This window comes from Streptomyces inusitatus (assembly GCF_014651115.1).
GTDB lineage: Bacteria > Actinomycetota > Actinomycetes > Streptomycetales > Streptomycetaceae > Streptomyces > Streptomyces amakusaensis.
In genome coordinates this window covers 678,840-694,444 of record NZ_BMWG01000001.1, presented here as the reverse complement: position 1 = coordinate 694,444, position 15,605 = coordinate 678,840, and the positions used below count along the sequence as shown (strand labels likewise).

Sequence of the window (15,605 nt, the reverse complement as noted above, 5' to 3'; positions counted from 1 at the left end):
CTCCTTCTTACTTCTTGGACGACGGGTGCTTGGGCCGCTGCTGGCCCTTGCGCTGTCCCGCCTTGGGCTGCTGGCGTGCGGCGGGCTTGCCCGCCGTCTTCGGCTTCGCGTCCTGCGGCGAATCCTTCTTCAGCGAGAGCTTGTCCTCGGAGTCGTCGGCCTTGGCCGTGCCCTGGGCACCGGCCGTCTGCCGCTTCGCCTTGGTCTGCCGCTTGGGCTGCTGCCGCTTGGCGGCGGCACCGCCCTCGGTCTCGATCTCCGGCGTCTCACTCTTGGCCACCGTGCCGTCCGCCTGGGCGGCGTAGCCGGCCTTGGCGAGACCGCTGATGAACTTGCGCTCGTTGTCGTTGCGGTCCGGGCCCTTGGCCACGATCGCCTGGACGACATTGCGCTTGCGCCGCGACCGGACCTCGCCCCGCGCGCCGACCGACTTCAGCAGACGCTGGAGGTACTGGTCCTGGGCCTTGCTGCCGGGGGTGGGGTTCTGGTTGATCACGTACATCTGCTGGCCCATGGTCCACACGTTGGTGGTCAGCCAGTAGACGAGGACACCGACGGGGAAGTTGACACCCATGACGGCGAAGATCACCGGGAAGATGTACATCATCATCTTCTGCTGCTGCATGTAAGGCGTCTTGACCGTGAGGTCGACGTTCTTCTGCATCAGCTGGCGCTGCGTGTAGAACTGCGACGCGGACATCAGGATGATCATGATGGCCGTGACGATGCGCACATCGAGCAGCGTGGCGTTGAGCGCCTCGACCTTGCTCGGGCTGTCCATGAACTTGGACGCGAGCGGGGCGCCGAAGATGTGCGCCTGCCGCGCGCTGTCGAGCAGCGCCTTGTCGATCACGCCGACGGTGTTGCCCGAGGCGATGTTCGAGAGCACGTAGTAGAGCGCGAAGAAGAACGGCGACTGCGCCAGAATCGGAAGGCACGAGGAGAGCGGGTTGGTGCCCGTCTCCTTGTACAGCTTCATCATCTCTTCGGACTGACGCTGCTTGTCGCTCTTGTAACGCTCCTGGATCGCCTTCATCTTCGGCTGGAGCGCCTGCATGTTCCGCATCGACTTGATCTGCTTCACGAAGAGCGGGATCAGACAGATACGGATCAGGACGACCAGCGAAACGATCGACAGTCCCCAGGCCCAGCCCGTGTCAGGACCGAAGACCGCCCCGTAGAGCTTGTGGAACTGGACGATGATCCACGAAACAGGTGTGGTGATGAAGCTGAAGAAACTGGCAATCGTGTCCACTAATCAGGCTCCTTGAGCATGGGGCGAGGTCTCTGCGGCCGGACTCGGGGGTTCGGTGGACGACCCCCGGGTAGGCACATCGGCGGCGGAGTTCCCGCCCTTGCGGCCGCGCACGGCATCACGCAGCATTTCGTGCCACCGCGGACGCTTACGGGCCGGCACATGGTCCACACCGCCCGGCGACCACGGATTGCACCGCAGGATCCGCCAGGCGGTGAGAGCCGTGCCCTTGACCGCACCGTGCCGGTCGATGGCCGTGTATCCGTAGTGGGAACACGACGGGTAGTACCTGCAGACGGGCCCCAGCATGGGACTGATCGTCCACTGGTACAGCTTGATCAGGGCCAGCAGCGGGTACTTCATCGCGCGCCCCCTCCCAGCAGCCGCTGGAGGGCGGCATCCAGGTCTCGGGCCAGCTGTGCATGATCGGCGTCGCCCGCACCGGGCAGCGCTCGTACGACCACCAGGCTACCGGGGGGCAGCTCGGCGAGCCGGTCGCGTATCAGATGCCTCAGTCGGCGCTTGACTCTGTTGCGTACGACCGCGCCACCCACTGCCTTGCTCACGACGAAACCCGCACACGTCTGGGGAGCGCTCTCCCCAGGCGCGTGCGGGTCCGGTGAACCGCTGCGTAGATGGACGACGAGAAGCGGGCGCCCGGCCCGCCGACCCCGTCGTACCGCGGTCGCGAAGTCCTCGCGCCGCCTCAGCCGATTCTCGGTAGGCAGCACGTCATGACCTGTGCGCGGTCAGGCGGACAGGCGGGTGCGACCCTTTTCGCGGCGCGACGCGAGGATCGCGCGGCCGGCGCGGGTACGCATACGCAGACGGAAACCGTGGGTCTTCGCGCGACGACGGTTGTTCGGCTGGAAGGTGCGCTTGCTCACTCGGGGGCTCCAGTAATGGCTCGTAGGCGGCGAAACATCGCCTGGCTGTCACCGTGCGCCCACGAGAAGCTCGCGTTTACGCCCGTGTGCACCGCTTCACAATCACAGAGCGTGATGTTTGCCCATCGGAGGCAGGCGGCAGCAGCCATCGACAACTCGACCTGGTCACGGTACGCGCGGCTACGCCATCCGGTCAAACCAGCCTCACGGCGGGGTCCACTGTGCACAGGCTGTGGACAACAACTTGAACCAGTCGCCCCGGCCTGACTACCTTGGCTGAACTCCGGAACTTTTCCTTTCTGTCCTTGCCTGTCCTTCCGGCCCCGTCCCCGTCCCGAGAACCACACATTCGTGGGACCTGCGAGAGAGCGTGCCCCCTGTGGCTGACGTACCTGCCGAGCTTGCCGCAGTGTGGCCACGCGTGCTGGAACAGCTCCTCGCCGAGGGCCACCAGGGCGTCGAACCCAAGGACAAGCAGTGGATCGAGCGCTGCCAGCCGCTCGCCCTGGTCTCGGACACCGCGCTGCTCGCCGCCCCCAACGAGTGGGGGAAGCGGGTGCTGGAGAGCCGGCTCGCCCCGCTGATCAGCGAGACGCTGAGCCGCGAGTGCGGACGCCAGATCCGGATCGCGATCACCGTCGACGACTCGGCGGGCGATCCGAGCGCCCCGCAGCCGGGCGGCCCCCAGCAGAACCCCCCGTACCCGGGACAGCAGCACGACGACCCCCAGGGTTACCAGCGCGACGAGCCCTACGGCAGATACGGGCACCACGCCCCGGAGGACGGGCTGCCGGAGATCCGTCCCGCGTACCCCGATTATCAGCAGCAGCGGCCCGAGCCCGGAGCCTGGCCCCGCGGTCAGGAGGATCTCTCCTGGCAGCAACCGAGGCTCGGGGGCTTCCAGGACCGCGATCCCTACGCGACCACCCGGCCCCATCAGCCCCAGCAGGACTACCGCTCGCCGCAGCCGTCCGACCGGCAGGGGTACGAGCGCCCGGAGCGCCGCGAACTGCCGGACTCCTCCCCGGCGCACCGGGGCGGCTCCGGCGGCGCGACCGGACCGCTGGGGGCCCAGCCCTCGCCGGCCCCCGGGCCGGGCGAGCCGCAGGCCCGGCTGAACCCGAAGTACCTCTTCGACACCTTCGTCATCGGCGCCTCCAACCGGTTCGCGCACGCGGCCGCCGTGGCGGTCGCCGAGGCCCCGGCGAAGGCGTACAACCCGCTGTTCATCTACGGGGAGTCGGGGCTCGGCAAGACCCATCTGCTGCACGCGATCGGGCACTACGCGCGGAGCCTCTACCCGGGGACCCGGGTGCGGTACGTGAGCTCGGAGGAGTTCACCAACGAGTTCATCAACTCGATCCGCGACGGCAAGGGCGACACCTTCCGCAAGCGGTACCGCGATGTGGACATCCTGCTGGTCGACGACATCCAGTTCCTGGCGAGCAAGGAGTCGACGCAGGAGGAGTTCTTCCACACCTTCAACACGCTCCACAACGCCAACAAGCAGATCGTGCTCTCCTCCGACCGGCCGCCCAAGCAGCTGATGACGCTGGAGGACCGGCTCCGCAACCGCTTCGAATGGGGTCTGACCACCGATGTGCAGCCGCCGGAGCTGGAGACCAGGATCGCGATCCTGCGGAAGAAGGCCGTCCAGGAGCAGCTGAACGCCCCGCCGGAGGTGCTGGAGTTCATCGCGTCCCGGATCTCGCGCAACATCCGCGAGCTGGAGGGCGCGCTGATCCGGGTCACCGCGTTCGCCTCGCTCAACCGTCAGCCGGTCGACCTCGGGCTCACCGAGATCGTGCTGAAGGATCTGATCCCGGGCGGCGAGGACTCGGCCCCGGAGATCACCGCCGGCGCGATCATGGCGGCGACGGCGGACTACTTCGGGCTGACGGTCGAGGACCTCTGCGGCTCCTCCCGGAGCCGGGTGCTGGTCACGGCGCGGCAGATCGCGATGTACCTCTGCCGTGAGCTGACGGACCTCTCCCTGCCGAAGATCGGCGCGCAGTTCGGCGGCCGGGACCATACGACGGTGATGCACGCGGACCGCAAGATCCGGGCGCTGATGGCCGAGCGGCGCTCGATCTACAACCAGGTGACCGAACTCACCAACCGCATCAAGAACGGCTGACGCAGCCGCCGGAAGCCGTCCAAGAGGCCGCCAAGAGGCCGCCAAGAGGCCGCCAAGAGGCCGCCAAGAAGTCGGCCGAGAGCCGTCCAGAAGTCGTCCAGAAGCGCCCCGGGAGGCGGACTCCCGGGGCGCTTCTCGTCGTTCGCGCGTGCTCCAGGAGCCCTTCAGAGCACTCCCGGAACGGCCCCGGGACACCTCCGGGAGGCCTCTGAGGAGGCCTCCGAAACCCCTCCCGGGCCGTCTCCGCGCCCGTTCCCGGCGGCCGGGTCGCCGCCCCGGGCCCTCCGCGCTGTTCGAATACCGGGCCGAGGCACGAACTTCTCCACAGATTGGGGGAGAATTCTCCATCCACAGCCTGGGGACTGGGAAGTTGTCCAGACTCTGTCCACAGCCGGGCCGAGCTGAAGATCATCCCAGCAGGTCAGCCCCCTGTGGAATTGTGGCAAACCTCGATCCACAGGCTGTGGACAAACTTTCTGTCCACAGCCTGTGATCAAAGTTGTCCACCGGCAACCCACAGGCTCCGGCGGGTTGCCCACAGCTTGTCCACATCGCTGTCCACTGTTCGGCAACATTCGGGCCGCTCTCACCGTGTCGAGTGAAAGCCGTCACACCGGGGAGGTGGATTGGGCTGTGGGGAACGTGGGTAAAGCTGGGGACAGAGCTGGGGAGAACTACCCCCGGGCTGTGCATGGCCTGTGCAGAACTTTCCGGTGTCCACAGAAGCAGTGGGTTGTCCACCGGTTCCACCCACAGGGTCGGTGGATAAAAAACAGGCCCTGACCTGCGAAAACGGGGTTATCCACGGTTTCCACAGGCCCTACTACTACTCCCACTTAGAGTTACCGGGGAATTGGCTTCGAAGAAGGTCCTGTGCACAACTCGGCCCGGTGGGCCGCGACACCCCGGATCACGACTTGACCCCGAGCAGCGCCGACTGTCAGTGCGGTGCGTCAGACTGGTCCCCGGCGACACAGCCGACGACGAAGGCCAGCAAGGCGAGCCAGCAACAGCAGGAGGCGGTTCCGGTGAAGATCCGGGTTGAGCGCGATGTACTCGCGGAGGCGGTGGCGTGGGTGGCCCGGAGCCTCCCGGCCCGTCCGCCGGCGCCCGTGCTCGCGGGCCTCCTGCTGAAGGCCGAGGACGGCGCGCTGAGCTTCTCCAGCTTCGACTACGAGGTCTCGGCCAAGGTCTCCGTCGAGGCCGAGGTCGACGAGGACGGCACCGTCCTCGTCTCGGGCCGGCTGCTCGCCGACATCTGCCGCGCCCTCCCCAACCGCCCGGTGGAGATTTCCACAGACGGTGTACGGGCGACCGTGGTCTGCGGCTCCTCGCGCTTCACCCTCCACACCCTCCCCGTGGAGGAGTACCCGGCACTGCCGCAGATGCCGACCGCGACCGGCACCGTGCCCGGCGAGATCTTCGCCTCCGCCGCCGCCCAGGTCGCCATCGCCGCCGGCCGTGACGACACCCTCCCGGTGCTCACCGGTGTGCGCATCGAGATCGAGGGCGAGACCGTCACCCTGGCCTCCACCGACCGCTACCGCTTCGCGGTCCGCGAGTTCCTGTGGAAGCCGGAGAACCCGGACGCCTCCGCCGTCGCCCTGGTGCCCGCCAAGACGCTCCTGGACACCGCCAAGGCCCTGACCAGCGGTGACACCGTCACCCTGGCGCTCTCCGGCTCTGGTGCTGGCGAAGGCCTCATCGGCTTCGAGGGCGCCGGCCGCACCACCACCACCCGGCTGCTCGAAGGCGATCTCCCGAAGTACCGGACGCTCTTCCCGACCGAGTTCAACTCGGTGGCGGTCATCGAGACCGCGCCGTTCGTCGAGGCCGTGAAGCGTGTGGCGCTCGTCGCCGAGCGGAACACCCCGGTCCGGCTGAGCTTCGAGCAGGGCGTGCTGATCCTGGAGGCCGGCTCCAGCGACGACGCACAGGCTGTGGAGCGTGTCGACGCCCAGCTCGACGGCGACGACATCTCGATCGCCTTCAACCCGACCTTCCTGCTCGACGGATTGAGCGCGATCGACTCCCCGGTCGCCCAGCTGTCGTTCACCACCTCCACCAAGCCGGCGCTGCTCAGCGGCAGGCCCGCGCTGGACGCCGAGGCGGACGAGGCCTACAAGTACCTGATCATGCCCGTGCGGCTCTCCGGCTGAGCCCCGCACAGGACGACCACGACGGGTCCGCTCCCACCGGGACGGACCCGTCGGGCTGCACACCGGACTCCGGCGTAGGCTCGGAAGCGGTTTACGCATCGGCATTCGACGCTTAAGGACATTGAGATGCAGCTCGGCCTCGTCGGCCTCGGCAAAATGGGCGGCAACATGCGCGAGCGCATCCGCCGCGCGGGCCACACCGTCATCGGCTACGACCGCAACCCGGACCTCGCCGACGTCCACAGCCTCCAGGAACTCGTGGACGGCCTCCAGGGCCCCCGGGTCGTGTGGGTGATGGTCCCGGCAGGCGCCGCGACCCAGTCCACCATCGATGAGCTGGCCGAGCTGCTCTCCCCCGGCGACATCGTCGTGGACGGCGGAAACTCGCGCTGGACCGACGACGAGCGGCACGCCGTCGAGCTGGGCATCAAGGGCATCGGCTTCGTGGACTGCGGCGTCTCCGGCGGCGTCTGGGGCCTGGAGAACGGCTACGCGCTGATGTACGGCGGCGACGCCGACCACGTCGCCAAGGTGCAGCCGATCTTCGACGCGCTCAAGCCCGCCGGTGAGTTCGGTTCCGTCCACGCAGGCAAGGTCGGCGCCGGACACTTCGCGAAGATGGTCCACAACGGCATCGAGTACGCCATGATGCAGGCCTACGCCGAGGGCTGGGAGCTGCTGGAGAAGGTCGACTCGGTCACCGATGTGCGCGAGGTCTTCCGCTCCTGGCAGGAGGGCACGGTCATCCGGTCCTGGCTGCTCGACCTGGCGGTCAACGCGCTGGACGACGACGAGCACCTGGAGAAGCTGCGCGGCTACGCCCAGGACAGCGGCGAGGGCCGCTGGACCGTGGAAGCCGCCATCGACAACGCCGTCCCGCTGCCCGCGATCACCGCCTCGCTGTTCGCGCGGTTCGCTTCCCGTCAGGACGACTCCCCGCAGATGAAGATGATCGCCGCGCTGCGCAACCAGTTCGGCGGCCACGCGGTGGAGAACAAGAAGTAGTCCCTGAGCCGGGGGAGGTCGGCCCGTACCCATGCATGTCACGCATCTGTCGTTGGCCGACTTCCGCTCGTACGCCCGGGTCGAGGTCCCTCTCGATCCGGGCGTCACCTCGTTCGTGGGGCCCAACGGACAGGGCAAGACCAATCTGATCGAGGCGGTCGGCTATCTGGCGACACTCGCCAGCCACCGCGTCTCCTCGGACGCTCCGCTGGTACGGGTCGGCGCTCCCCGCGCGGTGGTCCGCGCCGCCGTCACCCAGGGCGACCGCTCCCAGCTGGTAGAGCTGGAGCTGAACCCCGGGAAGGCCAATCGGGCCCGTATCAACCGCTCCTCGCAGGTCAGACCGCGCGATGTGCTGGGGATCGTACGGACGGTGCTCTTCGCCCCGGAGGATCTGGCGCTGGTCAAGGGCGACCCCGGCGACCGGCGGCGCTTCATGGACGAGCTGATCACGGCGCGCTCGCCCCGGATGGCCGGCGTCCGCTCCGACTATGAGCGGGTGCTGAAGCAGCGGAACACCCTGCTGAAATCGGCGGCGATGGCCCGCCGGCACGGCGGGGCGAAGTCCGGCGCGGATCTGTCGACGCTCGATGTGTGGGACCAGCATCTGGCTCGGGTCGGCGCGGAGCTGCTGTTCCAGCGCCTGGAGCTGATCTCGGTGCTTCAGCCGCTGGCCGACAAGGCGTACGAGTCGCTGGCGCCCGGCGGCGGCCCGCTCGCGCTGGAGTACCGCTCCTCCGCCGACGCGGCGGCCGACGCCGGAACCGGCGTCGGGCCCGATGGCGGGACCGGCGGCCCGACCGGTCGCGAGGAGCTGTACGCCCGGCTGACGGCCGCGCTGGCCGGCGCGCGCAAGCAGGAGATCGAGCGCGGGGTGACGCTGGTCGGCCCGCACCGCGACGAGCTGGTGCTCAAGCTGGGACAGCTGCCCGCGAAGGGGTACGCCAGCCACGGCGAGTCCTGGTCGTACGCACTGGCCCTGCGGCTGGCCTCCTACGAGCTGCTGCGCGCCGAGGGCAGCGAGCCCGTGCTCGTCCTGGACGACGTCTTCGCCGAGCTGGACGCCCGGCGGCGCGAACGGCTGGCGGAACTGGTGGCTCCGGGAGAGCAGGTGCTGGTGACCGCGGCCGTGGACGACGATGTCCCGGGCGTGCTGACCGGGGCGCGGTACGCCGTGTCCGGCGGAGAGGTGGCGCGGGTATGAACGACTCCACAGGCGACTCCACGGGCAACGCCAGGGGCGGGGCCTCAGGCGCGGAGAAGCAGAGTGCCCCGGAGCCCTCCGGTGTGGATCTCGCGCGGGTCGCGCTGCGCGCGGCCAAGGAGCAGGCCCGGGCCCGGGGCGCGGCGGCCCAGGAGAAGAAGCAGGCCCGGCGCGGCGGCGGGCTGCGCTCCGGCGCGCGGGCGGACGGCCGTGATCCGCTGGCGCTGGGGGCCGCGATCAACCGGCTGATCACCGAGCGCGGCTGGGAGACGCCCGCCGCCGTCGGCGGGGTGATGGGTCGCTGGCCGCAGATCGTCGGCGAGGATCTGGCGAATCACTGTGTGCCGCTGAAGTACGACGAGGATCCCGAGGAGCGCGTCCTCACGGTGCAGTGCGACTCGACGGCGTGGGCGACCCAGCTGCGGCTGCTCGCCCCGCGTCTGGTGGCGCGGCTGAACGAGGACCTCGGCCACGGCACCGTCAGGGTGATCAAGGTGCTGGGCCCGGGCGGGCCGCGCCGGAACTATGGACCGCTGCGGGCCCCCGGCAGTGTGGGCCCGGGCGACACCTACGGATGAGCCGGTCTCGACCGCTGTCCGTTTCGCCGCTTTCCATCACTTCGGAATGACATCTTCCGATTACTGTCGAGCCCCGGCCGGGTCCTGGCCAGGTCCTGGCCGGGCCCCGGCCGAGTGCTGTCCGGCCGCTCTTTCGACCGCCCGCTCCCACCCTGTCCGGCTCTTGACAGGCTGAAGCGCTCAATGCCGGTGTGAGCCTCCTGGAGCCCCTTCCTGAATATGGGGAGTCGGACCGACGGTTTTCAGGGCGGCACATGGGGACTCAGCTACCGGCAAACCCCCATGACTGTCGGCCGTACCGGTAGACTGGTGGCCAATCCCGCCATCTTGCGGAACATGTCGAACGACGCAGCCGCTCCCGCTTGCCCGGAGAACGGCTTGTGCTGTGCCAGAAAGGGCGCTTCGTGGCCGATTCCGGCAACCCCAACGAGAACATCCCGTCCACCCCCGCCGGCGGAAGCGGCGAGGTCACTGCTGCGTACGACGCCAGCGCGATCACCGTCCTCGAAGGGCTGGACGCGGTCCGCAAGCGCCCCGGCATGTACATCGGCTCGACCGGTGAGCGTGGGCTTCATCACCTGGTCCAAGAGGTCGTCGACAACTCCGTCGACGAGGCGATGGCCGGACACGCGGACACCATCGACGTCACGATCCTCGCCGACGGCGGCGTGCGCGTCGTGGACAACGGCCGCGGCATCCCCGTGGGCATCGTTCCGTCCGAGAACAAGCCGGCCGTCGAGGTCGTGCTCACCGTCCTGCACGCGGGCGGCAAGTTCGGCGGCGGCGGCTACGCGGTCTCCGGCGGTCTGCACGGCGTCGGCGTCTCCGTCGTCAACGCGCTCTCCTCCAAGGTCGCGGTCGAGGTCAAGCGGGACGGCTACCGCTGGACCCAGGACTACAAGCTCGGCGTCCCCACCGCGCCCCTGGCGCGCAACGAGGTCACCGACGAGACCGGCACCACGGTCACCTTCTGGGCCGACGGCGACATCTTTGAAACCACCGAGTACTCCTTCGAGACGCTGGCGCGTCGCTTCCAGGAGATGGCCTTCCTCAACAAGGGCCTGACGCTGAAGCTCACCGACGAGCGCGAGTCGGCCAAGGCCGTCGTGGGCGCGGACACCGCCGAGCAGCCGACCGAGGAGCAGGTCCGCACGGTCACGTACCACTACGAGGGCGGCATCGTCGACTTCGTGAAGTACCTGAACTCGCGCAAGGGCGAGCTGATCCACCCCACCGTGATCGACATCGAGTCGGAGGACCGCGAGCGGCTCCTCTCGGTCGAGATCGCGATGCAGTGGAACTCGCAGTACACCGAGGGGGTCTACTCCTTCGCGAACACCATCCACACGCATGAGGGCGGTACGCACGAGGAGGGCTTCCGCGCGGCGCTCACGGGCCTGGTCAACAGGTACGCCCGGGAGAAGAAGCTGCTGCGCGAGAAGGACGACAACCTCTCCGGCGAGGACATCCGCGAGGGTCTGACGGCGATCATCTCGATCAAGCTGGGCGAGCCCCAGTTCGAGGGCCAGACCAAGACCAAGCTGGGCAACACCGAGGCGAAGACCTTTGTCCAGAAGGTCGTGCACGAGCACCTGACCGACTGGTTTGACCGCAACCCCAACGAGGCCGCGGACATCATCCGCAAGTCGATCCAGGCGCAGACGGCCCGGGTCGCCGCCCGCAAGGCCCGTGATCTGACCCGCCGCAAGGGGCTGCTGGAGTCCGCCTCGCTGCCCGGCAAGCTCAGCGACTGCCAGTCGAACGACCCCACCAAGTGCGAGATCTTCATCGTCGAGGGCGACTCCGCCGGCGGCTCGGCGAAGTCCGGCCGCAACCCGATGTACCAGGCCATCCTGCCCATCCGGGGCAAGATCCTGAACGTCGAGAAGGCCCGGATCGACAAGATCCTCCAGAACACCGAGGTCCAGGCGCTGATCTCGGCCTTCGGCACCGGGGTCCACGAGGACTTCGACATCGAGAAGCTCCGCTATCACAAGATCATCCTGATGGCGGACGCCGACGTCGACGGTCAGCACATCAACACCCTGCTGCTGACCTTCCTCTTCCGCTTCATGCGTCCGCTGGTCGAGGCCGGGCACGTGTTCCTGTCCCGCCCCCCGCTGTACAAGATCAAGTGGGGTCGCGACGACTTCGAGTACGCCTACTCCGACCGCGAGCGCGACGCGCTGGTCGAGCTGGGCAAGCAGCAGGGCAAGCGGATCCGCGAGGACTCGATCCAGCGCTTCAAGGGCCTGGGCGAGATGAACGCCGAGGAGCTGCGGGTCACCACCATGGACCAGGAGCACCGCGTACTCGGCCAGGTCACCCTGGACGACGCCGCACAGGCGGACGACCTGTTCTCGGTGCTGATGGGTGAGGACGTCGAGGCCCGGCGCTCCTTCATCCAGCGCAACGCCAAGGACGTCCGCTTCCTCGACATCTGAGTCGGCCTCAGCTGACCGCACGAAAGGACCGAAGACCAGCAATGGCCGACGAGACACCCACCCCTGCTCCCACCGACCCCGCGACCGGACCGGCGATCGCCGGCGCCGACGGCACCGAGGTGCCCGCGATGCGTATCGAGCCCGTCGGGCTTGAGACCGAGATGCAGCGCTCGTACCTCGACTACGCGATGTCCGTCATCGTCTCGCGTGCGCTCCCCGATGTGCGGGACGGCCTCAAGCCCGTCCACCGCCGGGTGCTCTACGCGATGTACGACGGCGGCTACCGGCCCGAGAAGGGCTTCTACAAGTGCGCCCGCGTCGTCGGCGACGTCATGGGTACGTACCACCCCCACGGCGACTCCTCCATCTATGACGCCCTGGTGCGACTCGCCCAGCCGTGGTCGATGCGTATGCCGCTGGTGGACTCCAACGGAAACTTCGGCTCCCCGGGCAATGACCCGGCCGCCGCCATGCGGTACACCGAGTGCAAGCTCAAGCTGCTCTCGATGGAGATGCTCCGGGACATCGACGAGGAGACCGTCGACTTCCAGGACAACTACGACGGCCGCAACCAGGAGCCGACGGTCCTCCCGGCGCGCTTCCCGAACCTGCTGGTCAACGGCTCGGCGGGCATCGCGGTCGGTATGGCGACCAATATCCCGCCGCACAATCTGCGCGAGGTCGCGGCCGGTGCCCAGTGGGCGCTGGAGCACCCGGACGCCAGCCACGAGGAGCTGCTCGACGCGCTGATCGAGCGCATCAAGGGCCCCGACTTCCCGACCGGCGCGCTCGTCGTCGGCCGCAAGGGCATCGAGGAGGCGTACCGCACCGGTCGCGGCTCCATCACGATGCGCGCGGTCGTCGAGGTCGAGGAGATCCAGAACCGCCAGTGCCTGGTGGTCACGGAGCTTCCGTACCAGGTCAACCCGGACAACCTCGCGCAGAAGATCGCCGACCTGGTGAAGGACGCCAAGATCGGCGGCATCGCCGACGTCCGCGACGAGACCTCCTCCCGTACCGGACAGCGCCTGGTCATCGTGCTCAAGCGCGACGCCGTCGCCAAGGTCGTGCTGAACAACCTCTACAAGCACACCGACCTCCAGACGAACTTCGGCGCGAACATGCTGGCCCTGGTCGACGGGGTGCCGCGCACCCTCTCGCTGGACGCCTTCATCCGCCACTGGGTGAGTCACCAGATCGAGGTCATCGTCCGGCGCACCAAGTTCCGGCTGCGCAAGGCGGAGGAGCGGGCGCACATCCTCCGCGGTCTGCTCAAGGCGCTGGACTCGATCGACGACGTCATCGCGCTCATCCGGCGCAGCGACACCGTCGAGATCGCGCGCGGCGGCCTGATGGAGCTGCTCGCCATCGACGAGATCCAGGCGAACGCCATCCTGGAGATGCAGCTGCGCCGGCTGGCCGCCCTGGAGCGCCAGAAGATCGTCGCGGAGCACGACGAGCTCCAGGCCAAGATCAACGAGTACAACGCGATCCTCGCCTCCCCGGAGAAGCAGCGCCGGATCGTCAGCGAAGAGCTGGCCGTGCTCGTGGAGAAGTTCGGCGACGACCGGCGCTCCATGCTGGTGCCCTTCGACGGTGACATGTCCATCGAGGACCTGATCGCCGAAGAGGACATCGTCGTCACCATCTCGCGCGGCGGCTATGTGAAGCGCACCAAGACGGACGACTACCGCTCGCAGAAGCGCGGCGGCAAGGGCGTCCGGGGAACGAAGCTCAAGGAAGACGACATCGTCGACCACTTCTTCGTCTCCACCACCCACCACTGGCTGCTCTTCTTCACCAACAAGGGGCGGGTCTACCGCGCCAAGGCGTACGAGCTGCCCGACGCCGGCCGGGACGCGCGGGGTCAGCATGTGGCCAATCTGCTCGCCTTCCAGCCGGACGAGCAGATCGCCCAGATCCTCGCCATCCGCGACTACGCGGCCGCGCCCTATCTGGTGCTGGCCACCAAGGGCGGCCTGGTCAAGAAGACCCCGCTGAAGGACTACGACTCGCCCCGCTCGGGCGGCGTCATCGCGATCAACCTCCGGGAGACCGAGAGCGGCGCCGACGACGAGCTGATCGGCGCGGAGCTGGTCTCCGCCGCGGACGATCTGCTGCTCATCAGCAAGAAGGCCCAGTCCATCCGGTTCACCGCAACGGACGACGCGCTTCGCCCGATGGGGCGTGCGACCTCGGGCGTCAAGGGGATGAGTTTCCGTGAAGGGGACGAGCTTCTGTCGATGAATGTCGTCCGGCCGGGTACGTTCGTCTTCACCGCCACAGATGGTGGTTACGCGAAGCGAACCGGAGTGGACGAATATCGCGTCCAAGGTCGTGGAGGCCTCGGTATCAAGGCCGCCAAGATCGTGGAGGACCGTGGTTCTCTCGTCGGCGCGCTGGTGGTCGAGGAGACGGACGAGATTCTCGCCATCACCCTCGGCGGCGGTGTGATTCGTACGCGAGTCAATGAAGTCAGGGAGACCGGCCGTGACACCATGGGCGTTCAACTGATCAACCTGGGCAAGCGCGATGCCGTGGTCGGTATCGCTCGCAACGCCGAGGCAGGGCGTGAGGCCGAAGAGGTCGACGGGACCGACGAGGCAGCAGGGACCGACGAGGCCGACACCGGTGCGGTCGAGGCGGCAGTCGAGGGCACGGAGCCCTCGGCCGGGGAGCACGAGGAGTAAGAGCGTGAGTGGAGCCACGGGCGCCGGTTCGGCCGCAGGAGCGGCAGGAACAGCTAAATCGAGCGGTGCCCGTGGCTCTGCCGCGGAATCCCAGGGGGATACGGTGACGGAGAGCCGGGGGGCCAAGCCCCCGTACGAGATGTTCGGCGGCGACCAGCCGGCCCGTAAGCCGGTCGCGGGGCAGCCCTACCGCCCGCCCCAGGCGTATCAGACGCCCCAGGGCGACGACGGCACCGAGGCGGGCATGCGACTGCCTCGTACGGGCGCACGGACCACACCGCGCACCCGCAAGGCGCGGCTGCGGGTGGCCAAGGCCGACCCGTGGTCGGTGATGAAGGTCAGCTTCCTGCTCTCGATCGCGCTGGGCATCTGCACGGTGATCGCCGCCGCGGTGCTCTGGATGGTCATGGAGGCCATGGGCGTCTTCTCCACGGTCGGCGGCACGATCAGCGAGGCCACCGGCTCCACCGAGAGCAGCGGCTTTGATCTTCAGTCGTTCCTCTCGCTGCCGCGAGTGCTGATCTTCACCTCCGTCGTCGCCGTGATCGATGTGGTGCTCGCCACCGCGCTGGCCACGCTCGGAGCGTTCATCTACAACCTCTCGGCCGGTTTTGTGGGCGGCGTCGAGCTGACGCTGGCCGAGGACGAGTAGCTCTTCCCCCCTCCGGCGGGGAACGGATTTGGGAGCTGCGCCGGACGTGCGCTAATCTTCAGAGGTCAGCGCAGAGCGCGGCGGGGCTATAGCTCAGTTGGTTAGAGCGCATCCCTGATAAGGATGAGGCCACAGGTTCAAATCCTGTTAGCCCCACAGTTGTGAATCGGCCCGTACGGAGTTACTCCGTACGGGCCGATCGCATATGGCGCGGCGGTCGGCCGAGGGTTGTCGGGGGCCGGGGCGGGGCCGTGATTACGGGGTACTCAGGTCACTGATCGGTATCGGTCGGTGTGTATAGTCGAGCGGCAGAAGTCCTCATACGTCAAGGAAAGACGAGGTCGCGCGGTGAAGAAGCTTCTCCTGGTCGCACTGGCCGCCATCGGCGGGCTCCTCGTGTACCGCCAGATCCAGGCGGATCGCGCCGAGCAGGATCTGTGGACGGAGGCGACCGACTCCGTGCCCGCAGGTTCGGGTGTGTGAGACGTAGCAGTCTTGAGCGAGGCCCCGGGCGCCGTGGGCGGCCGGGGCCCCGGGCCGTGCCCGGGGGGGCAGGTTTTGTTTATTTGTGTTGGCGGAACTTATGTTCTCGGC

General features: G+C 68.1%; 13 protein-coding genes and 1 tRNA gene. 10 read left to right on the top strand and 4 right to left on the bottom strand.

Annotation, left to right across the window (positions count from 1 at the left end; genetic code table 11):
* Positions 1–7: 7 nt before the first annotated feature.
* From yidC to rpmH, 4 genes are read right to left on the bottom strand one after another with little or no spacing between them, the layout of a single operon-like run.
* Positions 8–1,255 carry a membrane protein insertase YidC gene (gene yidC / locus IE247_RS03090; RefSeq protein ID WP_190121246.1) on the bottom strand — a complete coding sequence of 416 codons (1,248 nt, stop codon included), beginning with the start codon at positions 1,253–1,255 and terminating at the stop codon, positions 8–10.
* A 3-nt stretch (positions 1,256–1,258) separates the two neighbouring features.
* A complete protein-coding gene (gene yidD, locus IE247_RS03085) occupies positions 1,259–1,618 on the bottom strand; it encodes a membrane protein insertion efficiency factor YidD (protein WP_190121245.1) in 360 nt (119 codons plus the stop codon).
* Positions 1,615–1,986, bottom strand: a complete 372-nt coding sequence (rnpA, locus tag IE247_RS03080; protein ID WP_190121244.1) for a ribonuclease P protein component — start codon at positions 1,984–1,986, stop codon at positions 1,615–1,617. Before rnpA ends, yidD begins: the two co-directional genes overlap by 4 nt.
* An 18-nt stretch (positions 1,987–2,004) precedes the next feature.
* Positions 2,005–2,142 carry a 50S ribosomal protein L34 gene (rpmH, locus tag IE247_RS03075; protein WP_190121243.1) on the bottom strand — a complete coding sequence of 46 codons (138 nt, stop codon included), beginning with the start codon at positions 2,140–2,142 and terminating at the stop codon, positions 2,005–2,007.
* Between the two features lie 379 nt (positions 2,143–2,521).
* Between rpmH and dnaA the strand changes: the two genes are divergently transcribed.
* From dnaA to IE247_RS34135, 10 genes are all read left to right on the top strand, one after another.
* The gene (dnaA, locus tag IE247_RS03070; protein WP_190121242.1) at positions 2,522–4,279 is read left to right on the top strand and encodes a chromosomal replication initiator protein DnaA; all 1,758 of its coding nucleotides are present in this window, start codon (positions 2,522–2,524) and stop codon (positions 4,277–4,279) included.
* A gap of 1,028 nt (positions 4,280–5,307) precedes the next feature.
* Positions 5,308–6,438 carry a DNA polymerase III subunit beta gene (gene dnaN, locus IE247_RS03065; protein WP_190121241.1) on the top strand — a complete coding sequence of 377 codons (1,131 nt, stop codon included), beginning with the start codon at positions 5,308–5,310 and terminating at the stop codon, positions 6,436–6,438.
* 126 nt (positions 6,439–6,564) lie between these two features.
* Entirely contained in the window at positions 6,565–7,443 is an 879-nt protein-coding gene (gene gnd / locus IE247_RS03060) for a phosphogluconate dehydrogenase (NAD(+)-dependent, decarboxylating) (protein WP_190121240.1), read from the top strand.
* Positions 7,444–7,474: 31 nt separating this feature from the next.
* Entirely contained in the window at positions 7,475–8,647 is a 1,173-nt protein-coding gene (gene recF / locus IE247_RS03055; RefSeq protein WP_190121239.1) for a DNA replication/repair protein RecF, read from the top strand.
* Positions 8,644–9,225, top strand: coding sequence for a DciA family protein (locus IE247_RS03050; RefSeq protein WP_190121238.1), 582 nt, complete (start codon positions 8,644–8,646; stop codon positions 9,223–9,225). The genes recF and IE247_RS03050 overlap by 4 nt, the downstream gene beginning before the upstream one ends.
* A 380-nt stretch (positions 9,226–9,605) precedes the next feature.
* Positions 9,606–11,669 carry a DNA topoisomerase (ATP-hydrolyzing) subunit B gene (gene gyrB, locus IE247_RS03045; RefSeq protein WP_308433184.1) on the top strand — a complete coding sequence of 688 codons (2,064 nt, stop codon included), beginning with the start codon at positions 9,606–9,608 and terminating at the stop codon, positions 11,667–11,669.
* A 41-nt stretch (positions 11,670–11,710) separates the two neighbouring features.
* Entirely contained in the window at positions 11,711–14,359 is a 2,649-nt protein-coding gene (gene gyrA / locus IE247_RS03040) for a DNA gyrase subunit A (protein ID WP_190121236.1), read from the top strand.
* Positions 14,360–14,363: 4 nt separating this feature from the next.
* Positions 14,364–15,011 (top strand): DUF3566 domain-containing protein, encoded by a 648-nt coding sequence (locus IE247_RS03035; RefSeq protein ID WP_190121235.1) that lies wholly within the window; start codon positions 14,364–14,366, stop codon positions 15,009–15,011.
* Positions 15,012–15,093: 82 nt separating this feature from the next.
* Positions 15,094–15,167: transfer RNA gene (locus tag IE247_RS03030), tRNA-Ile, on the top strand.
* Positions 15,168–15,359: 192 nt separating this feature from the next.
* Positions 15,360–15,494, top strand: a complete 135-nt coding sequence (locus tag IE247_RS34135; protein WP_003958712.1) for a DLW-39 family protein — start codon at positions 15,360–15,362, stop codon at positions 15,492–15,494.
* The last annotated feature ends 111 nt before the right edge of the window (positions 15,495–15,605 follow it).